Below are 17,454 nucleotides of genomic sequence, written 5' to 3'. Positions count from 1 at the left end.
GAAGACCGCCACCAACTACCTGGCGGTCCTCCATCTGGCCTGCATGATGCTCTGGCTTAATTAGGGACACCCCCTAGGCCCCCGGCGGGCGCTACCGTTCGCCGTCGTCGCTGAGCGGCGGCGCTTCCCTCGCGGGCTCCGTGCCCTTCTGCGCGCCGTAGCCGCCAATGCCCTTCTGGAGGATGCGGTCCTCGCCCACGTCCTCGTCCGTCACGTCGCCCCTTTCGGTGCCCGCACGCTGGTGCCTGGCTTCACGCTCCAGCTCCTCCGCGCTGTGAGTGTCCGTGCGCTCGGGCCCCTTCACCGGCGGCCCTTTGTTGCTGGCCATGGTCGCGTCTCCTGTCTGGATGTCCTGCCCTCCAGGACAAGGTCCGGCGCGACTCCGCCTCCGACAAGGCCACTGGCGGGGTAGCATGGCCCGCTGCCTCGCATCCCGGAGCCGCCCCGCCATGCCCCACCCGGCCGACGCTGTCCCCTCCGGCTGTCCCTTCAGCGGCGCGGGTCAGCCCTCCGCCGCTCGCGTACCCGGCCCCGTCTACCGCAAGCCCTTCTGGCGAGCGCGGCTGCCCGAAGTGAGCCGGGAGATCGCCTCCCTGGATGCACGGCGTGACTGCCAGCGCATCGTGCACCTGCTGACCAACTACGAGTTCCCCTTCGACATCGTGCGGTCCACGGAGATCGCCCTCTTCCACACCTACGGCAGCCGCTCCGTCTCACGTCTGCTGGACCGCACGGGCGAGTTCAACAAGCGGGGCCAGAAGCGCTACGACGACACGCGGCTGCTCATCGCGCGGTTCATGGAGTGCGGCTGGGAGGGAGAGGCGGGGCGCCGCTCGCTGGAGCAGATGAACCACATCCATTCCTTCTTCCGCATCCCGAACGAGGACTTCCTCTTCGTGCTGTGGACGTTCATCGACTTCCCCATCCAGTGGATGAAGGACTACGGCTGGCGTCCATTCACCCAGCACGAGCAGGAGGCCTGGTTCCATTACTGGTGCGAAATCGGCCGTCGCATGGGCCTGAAGGACCTCCCCGAGGACAAGCCCGCCTACGACGCCTTCATCCGCGACTACGAGGCGCGCGAGTTCATCCCCAACGAGGCCAGCCACCGCGTGGCCCAATCCACCGTGGACATCCTCGCCGGCTGGGTCCCGCGCCCGCTGCGTCCGCTGGTGGCCCCCATCAGCCTCAGCCTGGTGCCGCCGCGCCTGCTCCCCGCCATCCAGTTCGAATCCCCACCCGCCTGGGTGGGAGGCCTGGTCCGAGGCGCCCTCAAGCTGCGCAAGCGAGTCAAACGCCACGTCTCCCTGGAGCGCTACCCGTCGACCCTGGACACGACGCTCAACCGCACCTACCCCGGCAACGCCTACCGCATCGAAGGCCTGGGCCCGGACTACGCCCACCGCGACGCGGAATGAAAAACCCGCGTCCCTTCGCAGGGACACGGGCCTTCAAGCCTCACGGCGCGGACAGCGGCTCAGCTCTTGTACTTCACGGAGCAGCCGTACGGCTCGGAGCTCGGGGTCGCGACCTGCTTGCCGTTGAGGAGCGCGTCCACCGCCGTCTGCACGTAGTTCACCTTGGTGGTTTCCTTGCCGCGCGGGTCGTTGTCGATGGCGCCCGCGTAGCGGACCACGCCCTCACCGTCGATGACGTACATGTGCGGCGTCGTCTTCGCCGCGTAGCTCTTGCCCACCGCGCCGTCCGTGTCCAGCAACACCGGCTGGCTGAAGCCCTCCTTCTTCTTCCACTCCGCCGCGCTCTTCGCGTTGTGCGTGGAGGACGAGTCCACCGTCAGCCACACCACCTTCTTCGCGTCGAAGCCCTTCTGCGTGTTCTGCATCGTCTTGGCCTCGTAGTGCCGCTTCACGAACGGGCACTCCGGGTTCGTCCACTCGAGCACCACCACCTTGCCCTTGTACTCGGACAGCGAGTGGGCCTTGCCCGCCTCGTCCTTCAGCGTGAACGCCGGAGCGGGCTTGCCCACCTCCGCGGTGTCAGCGGCGAAGACGGGTGCGGACACGAAAGCCGCGGTGAGAGCGAGAGCCTTGAAGACCTGCTTCATGACGGAACCTCCAATGAGTTGAACGCCGCGCAACGAACAGCCCTACCGCCACTTCACTCCCAGCTCAAGGCCGGGCACACACCACCGAGCCACCCTTCAACGGAGACCCGCACTCCGCCGCGCGCTGTACCGCCTGGATGACGCTGTCCGCGGTGAGCAGCTCGTTGAGCACCTCCGGCTTGCCCGGCGCGCCCGGGCTCAACACCAGGTACATGGGCACGCCCGCGCGGCCATGCTCCGCCAGCTTCGTGGTGATGCGCGCGTCCCGCCGCGTCCAGTCCGCCACGAAGAACGCCACGTTGTGCTTCAGGAACGCCTGCCGCACGTCGTCGCGCGACAGCACGGTGCGCTCGTTGAACTTGCACGTGAGGCACCAGTCCGCCGTGAAGTCCACGAACACCGGCTGCCCCGCCGCCAGCGCCGCCGTCACCGCCGCCTCGTCCCACGCCTGCGCGCCGCCGTGCGACGCCACCGCCGCGCCGCGCGTCTCCACGGACGCCTGCGCCTCCTCGAAGCGCAGCGCCACCGCGCCCGCGCCCACCAGCACCAGCGCCGCCAGCGCCACCGTCACGCCGCGGCGCCCGCCCTCCAGCCCCTGCGACTGGCCGTACAGCCACGTGACCAGCCCCACCGCGATGAGGAACGCGAGCAGCCGCGCCATGCCGTCCACGCCGGCCAGCCCGCCCATCACCCACACCAGCCACACCGTCGTGCCCAGGAGCGCGAAGCCCAGGAACTGCTTGCCGCGCTCCATCCACATGCCCGGCTTGGGCAGCCGCTTCGCCAGCCCCGGCACCAGCACCAGCAGACAGAAGGGCAGCGCCAGGCCCAACCCCAGCGCCACGAACACCGCCACCACCGTGGCCGGGCCCGCCGCGAACGCGAAGCCCACCGCCGTGCCCAACAGCGGCGCCGAGCACGGCGTCGCCAGCACCACCGCGAGCACGCCCTCGCCCGCGCTGCGCATCAGGCCGTGGCTCTGGTCCACCTTGCCCGCCAGCGCCGTGCCGTCCGCGCCCAGCGTGTAGACGCCGAAGAGGTTGAGCGCGAACGCCACCAGCACCGCGCTCACGCCCGCGACGAACAGCGGCTCCTGGAACTGGAAGCCCCAGCCCACGCTGGCCCCGCCCGCGCGCACCGCCAGCACCGCGCCCGCGAGCAGCAGCATCGTCGCCAGGATGCCGCCCGCGTACGCCGCCGCGTGCGGCGCCACCCGGCCCTTCTCCTCCTGCACCATCCGCGTGAAGCCGTAAGCCTTGAGCGCCAGCACCGGGAACACGCACGGCATCAGGTTGAGCAGCGCGCCGCCCAGGAACGCGAACAGCAGCGCGACGCCCAGCCCCAGGGACGACTCGGCCGCGACGGGAACCGCCGCCACCACGGGCTGAACCTTGCCCACCGCGTCCTTCACCGACGGGACCTTCAGGGGCGAGGGGCCCGCTGGCGCGCCGGCCACCGCCACCACCGGCGCGAGCGCCGTGTCGACATCCACCGCCGTGAAGCCCGTGGCCTTCGTGCCCAGGCGCAGCGCGCCCGTGAGCCGGGGCTCGCCCTTGGGCACCACCGACGACGCCTGCCCCTTCAGCGCGAACGTGCCCGGCGCCGTGCGCGTCAGCGCCACGCTGTCCACGCCCGGGATGCGGCCGGGCACGAAGAAGTCACCCTCCACGTCGCCCGCGAACGGCTTGCCGTCCGCCCCTGTCACCGTGAGCTTGCCGGTGAACGGCTGGCCCGCCGTCAGCGTCGCGCCGTCCAGCGCCAGGGCCACGCGCGGCGCGCCCTCCGCCCCCACCGGCGCCGGCACCTGGGCCTGCGCGGCGTCGAAGCGCGGCGCGAACTCCGGGTCCAGCACCGTCTCCGGCCCCACCGGCACCGTGCGCGTCAGCACCAACTGCGCGGGGATGCAGTGCACCTTGCACGCGAGCGCGTCCACCGCCGCCGACACGTTCAGCGTGCCCGAGGCGTTCTCCGCCACGTGCGCGGGCGCGAACAGCAGCACCTCGTCGTGGTAGCCGTGCGTGGTGATGAAGCCGTCCGGCGTGCGGAACGTGCTGGGGAAGGGCCAGCGCAAATCACCCACCGTGACGCCCGGCACATCCCACGACACGTCCGTGGCCAGGCCGGAGTCGCCCGGGTTCTTCCAGTAGACGTGCCACTCCGGGTCCAGCTTGAGGCGCACGCCTACGCGGAAGTCGCCGCCCGCCTTCACCTGCGTGGCGTCCAGGAGCAGCGCGCCCTCCAGGCGCGGGTCGCCTTCGTCTGGCGCGGTGCTGCCCACGGCGGTGGGCGGCAGCGCGGCCTGGGCCCACGTCGCCAACAGCAGCGCGCCCACCACGCCCAGCCCACCGAGCCGGCTTCCAGACCTCTTGCTCCACGGATGCGTCATGCGACTCCCGTTAATCCACCTGGAAACGCCGTGCTACCTGGGATGCGTCCCCACAGGGTGCACTCAACCTTCCGGGCAGCCGGGCATTCCGCATGCCCGCACGCCCGGCGCCGGGGCCACCCCGGGCCGCCGCGCCATCCCCCATACGCTCAAGGACTCCGGGCGGTTACGACTCCGTGTTGCCCGTCTTCCAGGGCAGCAGCGCCGCGCCGTCCAGGGTCCCCGCCGGGGGGGCGCCCCCGTTCGCGGCGGCGGGCAGGGCCGCGCGGGCCGGGGGCGGCGCATGGGCCGGGGCCGGGAGCGCCGGCCCGATGCGGCTCATGGTGATGCGCGACACCTCCGACTGGGCCCGGCGGACGCCCAGGGCGGACGGCTGGGCCGCGCGGCGCTCCACCGCCCGGCGCAGGTCCGCCAGGCGGTCCACGTGCCGCTGCGCGGGGACCTCCGCGGAGCCCAGGCGGGCCAGCTTGTAGAGCCCCTTGTCCGCGCCCTCGAGCGCCCGCTCGGCCGCGTCCTGCTGACGGCGGGAGAGCGCCTTCCAGGCGGCGGCCTCGTGGGACACGAGCTCCAGCTCCGCGGACACCGCGCGCACGAAGCGGCCCTCGTCGCTGTCCGGCAGCAGGCGCGTCACCGGCACGGACAACCGCCGGGTGTCGCCGTGCTCCGTGTATGAAGCGGTGACGGTGAGGTTCCAGTCGCCCTTCTCCAGCACGCCCGCGAAGAGGACGCGGCGCGGGAACGCGTGCGACACCGCCCCCAGCGCGGCGCTCATCGCGTCTCCCTCCACGCGCGACGGGTAGCGGTGCCGGCAGCGCAGGTCCGCGAAGCCCGTGGGCAGCACGTACACGCGCGCGTCCGCCACCACCTCGCCGAACAGCTCCGCGCCCAGCGCGCCCACCGCCAGCGGCAGGCCCTCCGCGTCGTCCACGTGCGTGAAGCCCGTGCCGGACGGGCCGGTAAGGGCCTCCAGGATTTCCGGCAGGTAGTGCTTGCCCAGCCCCAGCGCGTGCAGCGCCACGCCGGAGTCGTGCACCCGCTGGCCCAGGACCTTGAACTCGCCCAGCGCGGTGGGCCCCACGGAGGGCTCGCCGTCCGTGAGCATCAGCAACTGCGGCCGGGCGCCCGGCACCAGCACGCGCCGCACGGCCTCCGCGCCGTTCTCCACGGCCTCGTGCAGCGAGGTGCCCTCCCCGGAGTCCAGGCGGGAGAGCGCCTTGAGGAACGCCGCCTTCGCGCCCGGCTCCATCGCGCGCACGGGCAGCACCTGCTCCGCGTCCGCGTCGAAGGTGAGCAGGCCCACGTAGTCCCGGGGCCCCGCCCGCTCCACCAGCGCGCGGGCCGCCTCCACCGCCGCCGCCAGCGGCGCGCCCCGCATGGACGCGCTGCGGTCGATGACCAGGTTCACCGCCACCGGGGCCCGAGGCGTCTCCGCTTCGGCCTCCAGGGTCACCAGCAGCAGCACTTCACGGCCGCCCTCCGCGTCGCGCTCCACTGCCCAGGCCGTCTGCTTCATCCGCACTCCCGCATGGTGGGTGGCCCCATCCCGCTCTTCGACGCGATTGCCGTCGCGACGACCTCCTGGCCCCGGACGCCCCTGCGCGGGCCCGCGTCCGCCCGGAAGTCCTGTCGCTGTTCCGGGAGGATGTCGGGTTTCCGGTCGCGAAAGCAACGTGTCCGGCCTGACCAGCCCCCGGGCTCCCAGGCCCCGCCCGGCACCGGCGATCACCCACTCCGGCGGATTCGTTCAACGCTTTACGAATTTACATCTTGAGGGTCCGCCACCGGTCATTCCCGGGGACCGCTCCGAGGGGCTCGACCCGGCCTTGGGCGGGGAGCGTCACGGCGTCCAGCGCACTGCATCAGCGTCCGGGAGTGCAAGCTCCCAAACCTGTCCGACAGTCCGACAGGTTCTTCGACCTTTCAACGGAGGCCCCCGCGCAATCCACCGGCCGCGGGGGCAGGGCGTCACTCCGCCACGTGCCAGCCGCCCCAGGCCTCTTCGTCCAGGTGGCCCCAGCGCCGCTCATCCGTGGGGTCCAGCGGAACCGAACGGCCGTTTTCACCCGTCGCGGACAGCTCCAGGTCGTCCAACCCCTCGTCCAGGTACGTGCTCTCGTCGTGGCTCATGTCCGGCTCCTCGGCGCTCCATTCACGGGGTGTACGGCCCTTGACGGCTCGCGTCCCCTTGGACGCCCTGCGTCGGTCACCGGGCCCGCCCCATGCGGGTCCCTTTACAAGCGCTTCTTGACCGATTTACGAACATGTTGGGAGTACTCCCCGGTTTTGTAAAGCCCTGGGGCCAGCAAAGTTCATGGAGCGTCCGTCACACCCCGCCCGGCCGGCTGCCTTCCGGCACGCCAGGCGCGGGGGTTTCGCGCACGCCCGGTCCCAGGCGGACGGTGGGTGGGGACCGCCCTGGAGGGTGGCCTGGAAGCGGTGGAGGGAACGCTGCGGAACATGGCCCCCGCACGGTGCTTGATTCGCGAATCACCCCTGCTAGGGTTGACAACCACTCCAGAATTGCCGCGTCGCAGCAACCGGCGTTGCGTCGTGCGGCCCCAGAGGGTCCCGAGGTTCCATGAACCCCATCATCACCGGCCTGCTGCTGGCAGGCGCAGTCTCACTCTTCGTCATCACGATGTCCGGCCGCGTGGGCGTGCTGCTCGCGATGAAGAAGGAGAACCGGCTGGACCACATCCCCTACCGCGTGGCGCAGTTGGTGCGCTTCGGGTTGGGCCAGAAGCGCATGGTGGACCCGGAGGAGTTCACGCCGGGCCTGTTCCACATCTTCATCTACGCGGCGTTCATGGTGCTGGCGGTGCGCACCATCATGCTGTTCGTGATGGGCTTCTCGTCCACCGCGCTGGACGTGCTCACCGACCTGTCCCACCCGGCGTGGGACGCGGCGCCGCCGCTGCTGGGCCTCTACAAGGTCTACCTGCTGGTGAAGGACATCGTCGCGGCGCTGGCGCTCGCGGGCGTGGCCTACTTCGTGTGGACGCGCTGGAAGGTGAAGCCGGACCGCATGTCCCAGTCCTGGGAGGCCTACCTCATCCTGGGCTTCATCGCGGGCCTGATGATCACCGAGTTCATGTTCGGTGGCAGCCACATGGTGGCCGCGCACGCCGCCGCGCAGCAGGTGCCCATGGGGGCCACGCAGGTGCCGGCGGCGCCGTCCGCGATGGTCTGGTGGGAGCCCGTCACCAGCCTGACGGGCATGGCGATGATGCCCCTGGGCGCCACGGCGGCGCACGCCCTGGGCGTGGGCGGCTTCTTCATCCACCTGACCATCATCCTGGCGTTCCTGAACTTCCTGCCGCTGGGCAAGCACTTCCACATCATCACGGGCCTGCCCAACGTCTTCTTCCAGCGCACGCACTCCACCGGCAAGCTGCCCACGCCCAACCTGGAGAAGGAGGAGTTCGGCGCCGCCACGGTGAAGGACCTCACCTGGAAGAACGGCATGGATTTGTACTCCTGTACGGAGTGCGGCCGGTGCCAGACGCACTGTCCCACGTACATCACGGGCAAGCCGCTCACGCACAAGGCCGTGAACCAGGACCTGAAGCACTGGATCTGGGAGAACGAGCGCTGGGTGGAGGAGGGCTACGGCCCCCACGGCGTGAAGGAGCCCCTGCCGGAGATCGTCGGCAGCGCGCTGAAGGCGGAGACGGTGTGGGCGTGCACGAGCTGCGGCTGGTGCGAGCAGGCCTGCCCGGTGTTCATCGAGAACGTCCCGCGCCTCATCGACATGCGCCGCTACCAGGTGCAGGTGAAGGCGGAGTTCCCGCCGGAAATCCAGCGCGTGTTCGAGGGCATGGAGCGCCAGGGCAACCCCTGGGGCATCGGCCAGGACCGGCGCGACGAGTGGGCGGAGGACCTGGCGCTGCCCACCTGGGGTGACGGCGGCGAGTACGAGTACCTGTTCTTCGTGGGCTGCGCGGGCAGCTACGACGACAAGCAGAAGAAGGTGAGCCGCGCGCTGGTGAAGATCATGCGCGAGGCGGGCGTGTCCTTCGCGACGCTGTCCAAGCAGGAGATGTGCAACGGCGACTCCGCGCGCCGCATGGGCAACGAGTACCTGTACCAGACGCTGGCCAAGACGAACGTCGAGTCCTGGAACGCGATGGGCGTGAAGGCGGTCATCACGCAGTGCCCGCACTGCTTCAACACCATCAAGAACGAGTACCCGGAGTTCGGCGGCGAGTACCGCGTCATCAACCACACGCAGCTCATCAACGAGCTGCTCAAGGACAAGCGCATCAAGCTGTCCTCGGTGATGAACGCCGGAACGAAGCTGACCTACCACGACCCCTGCTACCTGGGCCGGCACAACGGCGTGTACGACGCGCCCCGTGAGGTGCTCAACGCCATCCCGGGCCTGGAGGTGGTGGAGATGCAGCGCAGCAAGCGCGAGGGCTTCTGCTGCGGCGCCGGTGGCGGCCGGATGTGGATGGAGGAGCACATCGGCACGCGCATCAACCACAACCGCATCAACGAGGTGGCCCTCACGCTCAAGCACGCGGAGGACCCGAACACGCCCTACCCCGACGCCGCGGACAAGAAGAAGCCGGGCATGGTGGGCGACTACAAGGAGCCGGGCGGCAAGGGCATCGTCGCGGTGGCCTGCCCGTTCTGCTCCACGATGCTCAACGACGCGAAGAACGACACCGGCCGCGAGCAGATCCAGGTCAAGGACATCACCGAGCTGGTCGCCGACGCCCTGGAGACGAGCAACAAGGGCGGCACGGTGGCGCCGAGCCCCGTGGTGAGCGCCAAGCCGGAGTAGCGCTCCGTCCGGCGCGGATGTGACGAGGGCCCGGTGGCTCCCCAAAGTGGGAGCGGCCGGGCCCTTCGCCGTTCCGGGCCCTGGAGACTACTTGCGGCCCTTGGGGGCGTTGCCCTCCGAGCGCAGCACGCGCTCCAGGCGCTTCGTGGCGCCGTCGTCGCCCAGCTTGCTGGTGACGTAGGCGCCCGCGGAGGCGAGCTTGCGGCGGAAGCCGCCGGGCGGGACCTCGGAGGGGCGCGAGGGGCGGGAGGGGATCTCCTCGACGCCCTGGTTCTTGAGCAGCGTGCGCGCCATGTCCTTCTCGTCCGAGGTGGCGTGCGGGAACAGGAGCGCGCAGACCTGGAGGTGGCCGTAGGCGGCGGCGACGACGAACGGCGTCTCGCCCACGGAGTCCGGCAGCGTGGGGTCCGCGCCGGCCTCCAGGAGCACGCGCACCAGGTCCTCCTGGCCCGAGCGCGCGGCCACCATCAGCGGCGTGCGGCCCTCGTCGTCGAAGGGGTTGGGGTCCGCGCCCGCGTCGAGCTGGGCGCTCAGGGCGGCGCGGTCACCCGCGGCGACGGCATCGAACAGGGACACGGTGCGTACCTCCGGCAGGACGCGCGGGAGCATGGCGGTTCGGCGGATGCGGCGCCAGGGAGGGGCCCACGCGCTGGCTCTACGGGGGAGCGCGGAGGGCATTGCCGTTTCGCTCCGCCGGGTGCCCGCTTAAAGGGCGGGCAGGAGGCACGGCGTGGCTCTCTTCGCGGCGCGGATCCTGGGTGCGACGTTCGTGGTGCTGGGCGCGTCCATGCTGGTGCTGACCTGGGGCTCGTACCGGCGGGACATGGGCATCCTGCGCGAGGGGCTGCACGCGCAGGGGACGGTGGTGAAGAAGGAGTTCCTCTCCGCGCCGGACGACAGTGACTACGTCCTCGTCTACGCCTTCACGCCGGAGGGCGGCACGCGACAGGAGCACCGGCGCCACATCTCCTCGGAGCTGTGGAAGCGGCTGCGCCCCGGGGACCGCGTCCAGGTGCGGTATGGCCTGAGCGATCCGCGCCGCAGCTTCCCGGAGGGCCAGGGGGTGACGTCGCTGGGGCTCGCCCTCTTCTTCAGCGTCATCCTGGGGTTGCTCACGCTCCTGGGGCTGGTGGCGCTGTTGGGGAAGGTGGTGCCGGAGTCCCCCCAGGTTGCCCCAGGGTCACCCCACCCGTCATCCTGAGACGGCCATGCCCATGAACGCGGTCCTGCTCGGGGTGCTCCTCATCGGGGCGCCCCTGGTGATGATGGTGCGGCTGCTGCTCCAGCATCAGCTCACCCTGGAGCTGCGGGAGCGGGGAGAGCACGCCCGGGGCGAGGCGGTCCGCGTCCGCACGAGCTGGATGAACGGGAAGTACCGCGTCGTGGAGTACGTCTTCCACCTGCCGGACGGCTCGGAGGTCCGCGGCGAGTACAAGGAGCACCGGCGCGGGTTCGCGGCCCGGCGCGCGTCCGAGGGTGACTCCCTGGAGGTCCTCTACCTTCCGGACACCCCCCACCGGCACCAGCGCGTGGACGCGGAGGTGGGGCTGTTCGCCGTCCTGACCGGGGTGTTCGGCCTGGTGGTCTTCATGTCCCTGGCCATCATCGTGATGATGAACGCGCCCTCGAAGAAGGCCCCGGCGCCGCACAGGCCCACGCCCTCGGGCAGGCTGCGGACCTACGATGAGCCCACCCCGCGACCGAAGTCGCGGGGCACCGGGCCGCTGCACCAGACGGATGACTATTAGGGAGACCGCCTCGGGCTCCACGATCGCGTTCGTCATCCATCTGCGGATCTTCGTGAGCGTACCGCTTGCGCTGTGTGGGGGGGTGTTCATCGCGTGTCCGTACGCGCTCCCCCAGAGGCTGCACATGCGGGGGGTGCGCGCGAAAGCGAAGGTGCTCCGCGCCGAGTACGAACCCGATGATGGCTCTCTTATTAATGAAGGTGGAATGCGTCTTCCGTCCGCCGGGCGGCCCGGAGGTTCGCGGCATCTACCAGCGCAATGAGCGCGGGGCCTTTCCGCGCCAAAGAAGGCGATCCGATGGAGCTGCACTGCCTGCCGGAAGCCGCCCGCAGGCACCAGCTCGTGGGTCGGGAGTCAGGGCTGGTGAAGACGCTCCTCTAGAAGCGCTCCTTCCTGCCTTCATCATCCCACCCCTCTGTACACTGCTGGTTCGGTCGGCTCAGTCAGGACCGAATTCACCTAACGTATTGAAATCACATGTCTTGTAGATGTCCCAAAGCGTACTCCAGGATAGGACGCATCTAGATTTTGCGCCTGGCGAACCCTCCGACACCGCCAGGCCAACATGAAAACCATGGTCTTTGATACGATTCCAATCGCCAGGCGTTGACATAGACACATCCCTCATGGATTATATCTCTGCCTGGCTGAGAAGAGGATTCCGCCAGGCGAGCTATTACTCTAGGCCAGGCGGCCTAAAAAGGGGCGCACAATGTCGGACAACAACGTTAACGCAGTGCCGAAGATGCACGCCGTTTCCTCGGGCGAAACGACCCTGGCCGATGTTCTGGAGTTCGCGGGAAGCAATCGATTCATCGAGTTGCGTGCAAAGCGATCGGTCAACCTCGGTTCGAACACCATGGTCACCACCATGGACTTGGGGACGTTCCTGCTCCAGTCGATGGTAGGGAATGATCCTCTGAAGGGGCCGGTCACCCAGCGCAAGCCGGATGTGCCCCACGCCCAGAAGATGGCGCGCTTCATCTTCAAGGGGCTGCTCAACTACACGCTCAGAAAGTGGGAGGACTCCAAGCGGAAGATTCCCGCCGATGTCTTGACCATCAAGAATGACCTCGGGGACCAGCCGTATTACGCGTGGGCACCGATCGTCGCGTCTATCCGGGATGAAATGCGCGAAATCGCGGTGGCTCCTGTCCAGGACTCGCCTGGTGAACTCATCCTGAAGCTGCGCTCGAACCAGATGCTTTGGGTTGTAGATGGACAGCACCGGCGAATTGCCTGGGGGCTGGTGAGGGATTTCCTCCAGCAACTGACGCGCGACCGCAAGTACACCAAGTCAGGTGGCCTGGTACCCGCCGAGCTGAAACAGGTGTCCGACGAGGCGGCGTCCTTCTGGCACGAGGCGACGACTATTTTCACCGAGCGCTTCTCGATCACCATCGAGATTCACTTCGGACTGTCGATCGATAAGGAGAAGCAGCTCTTCCACGATCTGAACAACCTGCAGAAAACCGTATCGACCAGCCAGGCGCAGGCATTTGATCAGTCGAACCCGATCAATATCTTCACGCACCGACTGAAGGAGCATGAGTGGTTCGAAGGTGTGACGATTGTGGAAGAAGGGCGCGTGGATTGGGATGACGCGGCCTGGATGAAGCTCGACTCGCTAAACGCCATCAACGCGCGCCTCTTCCTCAATCAGACGACCATCTCGGGAGCGACCGCGTCCGTTGTTACCGAGAGAGAGGAAGATGCATGGTCCTTCTGGGCCGCAGTAACCAAGATCCCCGGGCTCTTCAATCGCAACGAGTCCGTGGCCGCACAGCCCGCCCTCTTGAAGTCCATCGCCCGCGTGTACTTCGAGATCCTGTGGGGCCGGAAGCCGGAGGGGCAGAGTGTAGCGGAGCAGTTCCTGGCCCAGTTACCGACCATCGACTTCTCCCACAACAACCCGCTCTGGAACATCGAGCATCTCAGCGACGAGAAGTTGTCGCACTACCCGTCGCTGCCCGACTTCCTGCCCGACAACTGGCGCCAGAAGTCCATCGGGGGAATCATCGACGGTAAGCTCCGCTTCGGCAGCCGCCACAACGAGTCGATCTTGGTGCTGCCGGGCATCATCCGTTACCTGGCGAAGCTGAGCCCTCGGAAGTAGCCATCGAACTGAATTCCAGGGGCCTCTGGCGTCCACTCCTACACTTCGAAGAAGTGGGCGCAGAACCAGCCTGACAACATATTCTGCATCGTTCCCAGGAAAATACTACTCGCAGGTGATCAGCACGTCGCTGTTTCTCAAAGCGCACCTCTTCAACGCCTATCAGGTTGTGGAAGAAGTCGCTGCGAGGGGATCGACACTGCTGCCCAGCGTGTGCGCGGCCCCACGCATCGGAGGTAGCAGATGCGCGGGACACTAAAACCTCGCTTCATAACCTCCGTTCAAGGTTGCGGTAGAGAGCCAAGGAGCAGTTGAGTTGGAGCAGTGCGAGGTGCAGGTCCGCGCGGCGCTCCTCCCGGATACTCATCTGCTTGAGGTGGTGCAGCTAGGACAGCGTGAGCTTCACTACCCAGTGGTGGAAGCCGCGTTTCTGGCTCACGACGACGTCGCAGTGGGAGCGGCTCGAGCCGCTCCCACTGCGAATCTGGAACCAGCCCTCATCTCATGCTCCGAAGGTGCGTATCGGAACCACGGGGCGCAGAGCCACTCCGCCCGCAGCAGGTTATGACGAAGTCTTAGTTGGGCCCGTAGAAGGGCTCGTTCGCGGCGGGCACCGCGAGCGTCACGGAGCTGGCCGTGGAGGACACCGGGGCGCGGTAGATGCTGGGGTCACCGCCGGAGTCGTTGAAGAGGAAGCCCAGCTCCGTGCTGCTCGTCCAACTGGGGAAGCTCTCCTGCACGGTGCTCGCGGTGTAGTCCGTCAGCCGCCGCAGGGCGCCGCCGAGGCCTGAGGCCGTCACGTTGCCCACGAAGATGCGCGTGCTGCCGGAGGACAACCGCCCGTCCAGGGCAATCTGCCGCCCGTCCGGCGAAATCACCGCGCGGTTCGCGATGGCCAGCACCTCGTTGCCCAGCCGCACGTAGCTGGGGCTGCCGCCGCCCACCGGCACGAACGCGAGCTGGTCGAACTGGAAGGAGTTGGTGCCCGCGGGCGCCACCACCGTGTTCCCGCTGGGGAAGAAGGACGGCGCGCCGTAGGCGATGGTGGTGCCGGGCGTCAGCTCCACGAAGCCGCTGCCATCCGCCGCGATGCGGCCCAGCGAGCTCTGCGACCCCGAGCCCCGGTCGAACGCGAACACGATGGTGCGCCCATCCGGGCTGAAGGTGGGGCCTCGGAAGTTGGTGCAACCGCCGCACGCCGCGTCGTTGCTGCTCAGCAGCGTGGCCACCGGCCCGCCCGTGGTGGGCACCGTCTGGAGGGACGACGTGCTGCCCGAGCGCTGCACGAACACGATGCTGTTGCCGTTCCTGGAGATGGAGGGCGTGAACGCGCCGCCCGCCGTCGTCAGCCGCTGCGGGCTGTTGGGGTCGCCGTCGTCGTCCACCACGTAGACGTTCCGGTCGCCGCGCACGAAGGCGAAGCCCCGGTCGAAGAGGACGTCACCGGCGGTGCCGCCACCTCCAAAGTCCGAGGGCTCGCACGCCCCCAACATCCCCACCGCCACCACACCGCCGAGCCATCGCCGCATGCCCATCATCGCTGTCTCTCCCGCTGTGCCGGCCCTGTCACACGCGCTTCGCGCCCGAACACTACAGGGCGCGCCGGACTGGACGTCAACGCACGCGGAGGCATTCACGCGCGCCCGTGTCGGGGAGCGCGCACGCGCGTTCAGCGGTTGAGGCGGTTCAGTTCGTTGCGGCAGACGTTGCAGGGGCCCAGCGACTTGCGGTCGATGTCCTGCGGGGACTGCGGGAAGAACATCACGCAGCGCGAGTCCTCGCAGTACGACAGGCCGATGAGGTGCCCGGCCTGGTGCACCGCCTCCACCTGCACGCGGCGGCGCAGCGCTTCGCCCTCCGCGCCCTGGCGCAGCCGGAACAGGCTCATCACCGCGACCTGGGACTCCCGGTCCGCCTGCCCGAAGACGAAGGGCGAGTCCGGCTCGAAGAGGTCCGCGTCCGTCACGCCCATCACCAGGTCCTGCGGCGACTCATCCAGCACCGTGCCCAGCCGGCGCATGATGGCGTTGCAGTGGTACTGGCTCCGGTCCTTGTTGAAGGCGTAGGCCGGGGACGACAGCGCCATCCGGCTCACGACCGTGCTGACGCCCAGGTGGGTCGCCAGCGGTTCCTGCAAGGCATTCACGAGCGCGGACGGTGGACTGCCCACGGTGACCAGCAGGAGCGTCTTCTGCGGCATCAGCCCACCGCCTTGTACCTCCGGACGGACATAGACCGCGTCCCCCCGGAGCGGAGTGGCTGGGGCGCAAGGATTCGAACCTTGATAATCAGAGTCAAAGTCTGACGTCCTGCCATTAGACGACGCCCCAGCAGGTTCGCACGCGTACTCGTGGGCCGATACTACGGCACTTTGACGGGCGCGGGAACCCACTCTGACGCTGTCCCCCTCCATCTCCGGCGTCCGGGGGGTGGATCACTCCCCCCGGATGTCGCCTGGGCGGCCTCCGGGGGGGCGGGCTGTCATCCAGCCGACAGGTGGGCCCCCCTTCAGCCCTTCAGCACGGCCAGGGGCGTGAGCCGCACGCGGGGTGTCACGAGGTCCGCCTCGTCCTCCAGCACCTCGGTGAGGTCCCGGTAGGCGGCGGGGGCCTCCTCCACCAGGGCGTGCGCCCGGTCCGGGTCGAAGACCACGCGGCGCAGGGCGTGGGTCAGGGCGTCCGGGCGGATGCGGGCGCGGGCCTCCGTGCGGGTGAGCACGCGGCCCGCCCCGTGCGAGCAGGAGCGGAAGGCGCGGGGCTCCCCCCGTCCCTCGACGACGTAGGAGGCGGTGCCCATGGAGCCGGGGATGAGCCCCCGGGCCCCCGCGTCCAGCCCCACCGCGCCCTTGCGATGGACCCAGAGCGCGCGGTCGAAGTGCGTTTCGGAGGCGACGTGGTTGTGGTGCACGTCCACGGTGCTCCCCGGGTCCGGGGCCAGGCCCAGCACGTCCGCCAGCACCGCCAGCGCCCGGACCGCGAGCTGGTCGCGGTTCGCGCGGGCGAAGCGGCACGCCAGGTCCAGGTCATCCACGCAGGCCCGGCCCGCTTCGGTGCCGGTGTCGAGCGCGGGCGGAGCGCCCTGTCCGAGCGCCTGGGCCACGCGCTGGTGGTGTTCCCCCACGGCGCCCCCCACGCCCCGCGAGCCGGAGTGGATGAGCAGCCAGAGGTCCCCTGCCCCGTCGCGGTCCAGCTCCAGGAAGTGGTTGCCCCCGCCGAGCGTGCCCAGGTGGCGCGGCGCCAGCCGCTCCCAGGCATGCGCGAGCTTCTGGGTGGACAGCGGAGGAGCTTCGAGCCCGGGCGGCAGGGGCAGGCCCCGTCCCCGGTGCACCGCGTCTCCCACCGGGATGACCCGGGCGAGCTGGGACAGCACCCGCTCCAGGTCCGCGCGCGAGAGTGAGGCGGCGGGGAAGGCGAAGCGGTGCGCGCTCACGCCGCAGCCCAGGTCGTTGCCCAGCGCGCCGGGCACGACGTGGGCTTCCGTCGCGAAGACGGTGCCCACCGCCACGCCCGACGCGAGGTGCACGTCCGGCATCACCGCCACGTGCTCCGTGACGTAGGGCTGCGCGGCGAGGCGCTGGAGCTGCTTCAGGGCCGCCGGGGGCACCGTGCGCGCCCAGGCGAGGAGGGGCACCGCGCCCGGTGGAACTTCGAGGACGCGGGGCATCATGCGCCACCCCCTTCGCAGGCTTCAGGCTCCGTGCGTGGGGCGGTGCCCACGAGCACGAAGCGCAGGTGCGGGGTGCGCTTGAGGTTCAGGTGCTGCGCGAGCCGCGAGCGCAGGAAGCCCTCCGCCCGGGCGAGGGCCTCCTTCACGGCGGCGGGGTCCGCGTCGTGCGGCAGCGAGTAGCCGATGCGCACGGTGCGGCCTTCGGGGGACAGCTCGCACGACGTCAGCGTGACGCCTTCGAGCCTGGGGTCGGACAGCTCGCTGCGGAAGAGCAGCGAGACGTCCTCGGAGAGGGTGGACTGGACGCGCAGGTGACGCGCGGACGGAGCTTCGGCATGGAACAGCGAGGAGCCCGAGCGCCGGAGGGACGCGCGGGGACGGCGATGCTTGGAAGAGGACATGAATGAAGACGGATTCCCGCGGGCCGTGCCGGAGCACGGCCGGGTGTGCACGCGAACGACACCGCGCGGACACGCCGTCTGGACCTCACGTCGAAGGCGTCCTCACACGGCCGTGACAGCGCTCGGACGGGCGCTGCCTTCGGACGGGAACTGGACGCCGCCGGTGACGCTAGAAGCGCGACCCCGCGGAGCGGACCGAGACCCCATTGGCGACACGTCCCATGGCACACCTCCCGCCGCGCGAATCACCGCGCGGACCGTCCCCCGACGCGGGGGCCTTCCG

The 17,454-nt window shown here is 69.5% G+C and carries 15 protein-coding genes and 1 tRNA gene; 5 read left to right on the top strand and 11 right to left on the bottom strand.

The features are described from left to right. Window positions 1-91: 91 nt before the first annotated feature. Complete coding sequence (locus tag K8612_RS31105; RefSeq protein WP_223742476.1) at window positions 92-328, bottom strand: hypothetical protein; 237 nt, start codon at window positions 326-328, stop codon at window positions 92-94. A 121-nt stretch (window positions 329-449) separates the two neighbouring features. On the opposite strand from K8612_RS31105, the gene K8612_RS31100 reads away from it, so the two are divergent. After that, window positions 450-1,418 (top strand): oxygenase MpaB family protein, encoded by a 969-nt coding sequence (locus tag K8612_RS31100; protein ID WP_223764921.1) that lies wholly within the window; start codon window positions 450-452, stop codon window positions 1,416-1,418. A 59-nt stretch (window positions 1,419-1,477) separates the two neighbouring features. Here the strand turns inward: K8612_RS31100 and K8612_RS31095 are convergent, their stop codons facing one another. The 4 genes from K8612_RS31095 to K8612_RS31080 all read right to left on the bottom strand — a co-directional run bounded on the left by K8612_RS31095 (window position 1,478) and on the right by K8612_RS31080 (window position 6,578). Beyond that, window positions 1,478-2,065: a redoxin domain-containing protein gene (locus K8612_RS31095; protein WP_223742480.1), complete on the bottom strand. Its 588-nt coding sequence runs from the start codon at window positions 2,063-2,065 to the stop codon at window positions 1,478-1,480. A 64-nt stretch (window positions 2,066-2,129) separates the two neighbouring features. Further along, a complete protein-coding gene (locus tag K8612_RS31090) occupies window positions 2,130-4,451 on the bottom strand; it encodes a protein-disulfide reductase DsbD (protein WP_223764920.1) in 2,322 nt (773 codons plus the stop codon). A gap of 166 nt (window positions 4,452-4,617) precedes the next feature. Next, window positions 4,618-5,964, bottom strand: a complete 1,347-nt coding sequence (locus K8612_RS31085) for a VWA domain-containing protein (protein ID WP_223764919.1) — start codon at window positions 5,962-5,964, stop codon at window positions 4,618-4,620. A 452-nt stretch (window positions 5,965-6,416) separates the two neighbouring features. Beyond that, window positions 6,417-6,578, bottom strand: a complete 162-nt coding sequence (locus K8612_RS31080; RefSeq protein WP_223742483.1) for a hypothetical protein — start codon at window positions 6,576-6,578, stop codon at window positions 6,417-6,419. Between the two features lie 451 nt (window positions 6,579-7,029). On the opposite strand from K8612_RS31080, the gene K8612_RS31075 reads away from it, so the two are divergent. Then, on the top strand, window positions 7,030-9,240 hold the full coding sequence (locus K8612_RS31075) for a (Fe-S)-binding protein (RefSeq protein WP_223764918.1): 2,211 nt from the start codon (window positions 7,030-7,032) through the stop codon (window positions 9,238-9,240). Between the two features lie 87 nt (window positions 9,241-9,327). Here the strand turns inward: K8612_RS31075 and K8612_RS31070 are convergent, their stop codons facing one another. Further along, window positions 9,328-9,816 carry an ankyrin repeat domain-containing protein gene (locus K8612_RS31070; protein ID WP_373692152.1) on the bottom strand — a complete coding sequence of 163 codons (489 nt, stop codon included), beginning with the start codon at window positions 9,814-9,816 and terminating at the stop codon, window positions 9,328-9,330. Between the two features lie 154 nt (window positions 9,817-9,970). On the opposite strand from K8612_RS31070, the gene K8612_RS31065 reads away from it, so the two are divergent. From K8612_RS31065 to K8612_RS31055, 3 genes are all read left to right on the top strand, one after another. After that, the gene (locus K8612_RS31065) at window positions 9,971-10,441 is read left to right on the top strand and encodes a DUF3592 domain-containing protein (protein ID WP_223764916.1); all 471 of its coding nucleotides are present in this window, start codon (window positions 9,971-9,973) and stop codon (window positions 10,439-10,441) included. A gap of 7 nt (window positions 10,442-10,448) precedes the next feature. Next, window positions 10,449-10,988 (top strand): DUF3592 domain-containing protein, encoded by a 540-nt coding sequence (locus K8612_RS31060; protein ID WP_223764915.1) that lies wholly within the window; start codon window positions 10,449-10,451, stop codon window positions 10,986-10,988. 712 nt (window positions 10,989-11,700) lie between these two features. Beyond that, on the top strand, window positions 11,701-13,104 hold the full coding sequence (locus tag K8612_RS31055; protein ID WP_223764914.1) for a DNA sulfur modification protein DndB: 1,404 nt from the start codon (window positions 11,701-11,703) through the stop codon (window positions 13,102-13,104). A 575-nt stretch (window positions 13,105-13,679) separates the two neighbouring features. On the opposite strand, the gene K8612_RS31050 is transcribed toward K8612_RS31055, so the two are convergent. The 5 genes from K8612_RS31050 to K8612_RS31030 all read right to left on the bottom strand — a co-directional run bounded on the left by K8612_RS31050 (window position 13,680) and on the right by K8612_RS31030 (window position 17,171). Then, window positions 13,680-14,633, bottom strand: a complete 954-nt coding sequence (locus K8612_RS31050; protein ID WP_306799757.1) for a hypothetical protein — start codon at window positions 14,631-14,633, stop codon at window positions 13,680-13,682. Between the two features lie 140 nt (window positions 14,634-14,773). After that, window positions 14,774-15,304 carry a non-proteolytic archaemetzincin-like protein gene (locus K8612_RS31045; protein ID WP_223742490.1) on the bottom strand — a complete coding sequence of 177 codons (531 nt, stop codon included), beginning with the start codon at window positions 15,302-15,304 and terminating at the stop codon, window positions 14,774-14,776. Window positions 15,305-15,360: 56 nt separating this feature from the next. After that, window positions 15,361-15,434: transfer RNA gene (locus K8612_RS31040), tRNA-Gln, on the bottom strand. A 178-nt stretch (window positions 15,435-15,612) separates the two neighbouring features. After that, window positions 15,613-16,770 (bottom strand): RtcB family protein, encoded by a 1,158-nt coding sequence (locus K8612_RS31035; RefSeq protein WP_223764913.1) that lies wholly within the window; start codon window positions 16,768-16,770, stop codon window positions 15,613-15,615. Then, the gene (locus K8612_RS31030; protein ID WP_223764912.1) at window positions 16,767-17,171 is read right to left on the bottom strand and encodes a ribosome-binding factor A; all 405 of its coding nucleotides are present in this window, start codon (window positions 17,169-17,171) and stop codon (window positions 16,767-16,769) included. Before K8612_RS31030 ends, K8612_RS31035 begins: the two co-directional genes overlap by 4 nt. Window positions 17,172-17,454: the final 283 nt, after the last annotated feature.

Origin of the sequence: Corallococcus sp. AS-1-6, assembly GCF_020037015.1 — a bacterium.
Classification (GTDB): Bacteria; Myxococcota; Myxococcia; order Myxococcales; family Myxococcaceae; genus Corallococcus.
Note: the sequence above shows the minus strand (reverse complement) of the source record. Positions and strands in the feature narration are given on the sequence as shown.

Coding starts and splice junctions, on each gene's coding strand:
- K8612_RS31105 (WP_223742476.1), bottom strand. CDS start 328: ATGGCCAGCAACAAAGGGCCGCCGGTGAAGGGGCCCGAGCGCACGGAC.
- K8612_RS31100 (WP_223764921.1), top strand. CDS start 450: ATGCCCCACCCGGCCGACGCTGTCCCCTCCGGCTGTCCCTTCAGCGGC.
- K8612_RS31095 (WP_223742480.1), bottom strand. CDS start 2,065: ATGAAGCAGGTCTTCAAGGCTCTCGCTCTCACCGCGGCTTTCGTGTCC.
- K8612_RS31090 (WP_223764920.1), bottom strand. CDS start 4,451: ATGACGCATCCGTGGAGCAAGAGGTCTGGAAGCCGGCTCGGTGGGCTG.
- K8612_RS31085 (WP_223764919.1), bottom strand. CDS start 5,964: ATGAAGCAGACGGCCTGGGCAGTGGAGCGCGACGCGGAGGGCGGCCGT.
- K8612_RS31080 (WP_223742483.1), bottom strand. CDS start 6,578: ATGAGCCACGACGAGAGCACGTACCTGGACGAGGGGTTGGACGACCTG.
- K8612_RS31075 (WP_223764918.1), top strand. CDS start 7,030: ATGAACCCCATCATCACCGGCCTGCTGCTGGCAGGCGCAGTCTCACTC.
- K8612_RS31060 (WP_223764915.1), top strand. CDS start 10,449: ATGCCCATGAACGCGGTCCTGCTCGGGGTGCTCCTCATCGGGGCGCCC.
- K8612_RS31055 (WP_223764914.1), top strand. CDS start 11,701: ATGTCGGACAACAACGTTAACGCAGTGCCGAAGATGCACGCCGTTTCC.
- K8612_RS31050 (WP_306799757.1), bottom strand. CDS start 14,633: ATGCGGCGATGGCTCGGCGGTGTGGTGGCGGTGGGGATGTTGGGGGCG.
- K8612_RS31045 (WP_223742490.1), bottom strand. CDS start 15,304: ATGCCGCAGAAGACGCTCCTGCTGGTCACCGTGGGCAGTCCACCGTCC.
- K8612_RS31035 (WP_223764913.1), bottom strand. CDS start 16,770: ATGATGCCCCGCGTCCTCGAAGTTCCACCGGGCGCGGTGCCCCTCCTC.
- K8612_RS31030 (WP_223764912.1), bottom strand. CDS start 17,171: ATGTCCTCTTCCAAGCATCGCCGTCCCCGCGCGTCCCTCCGGCGCTCG.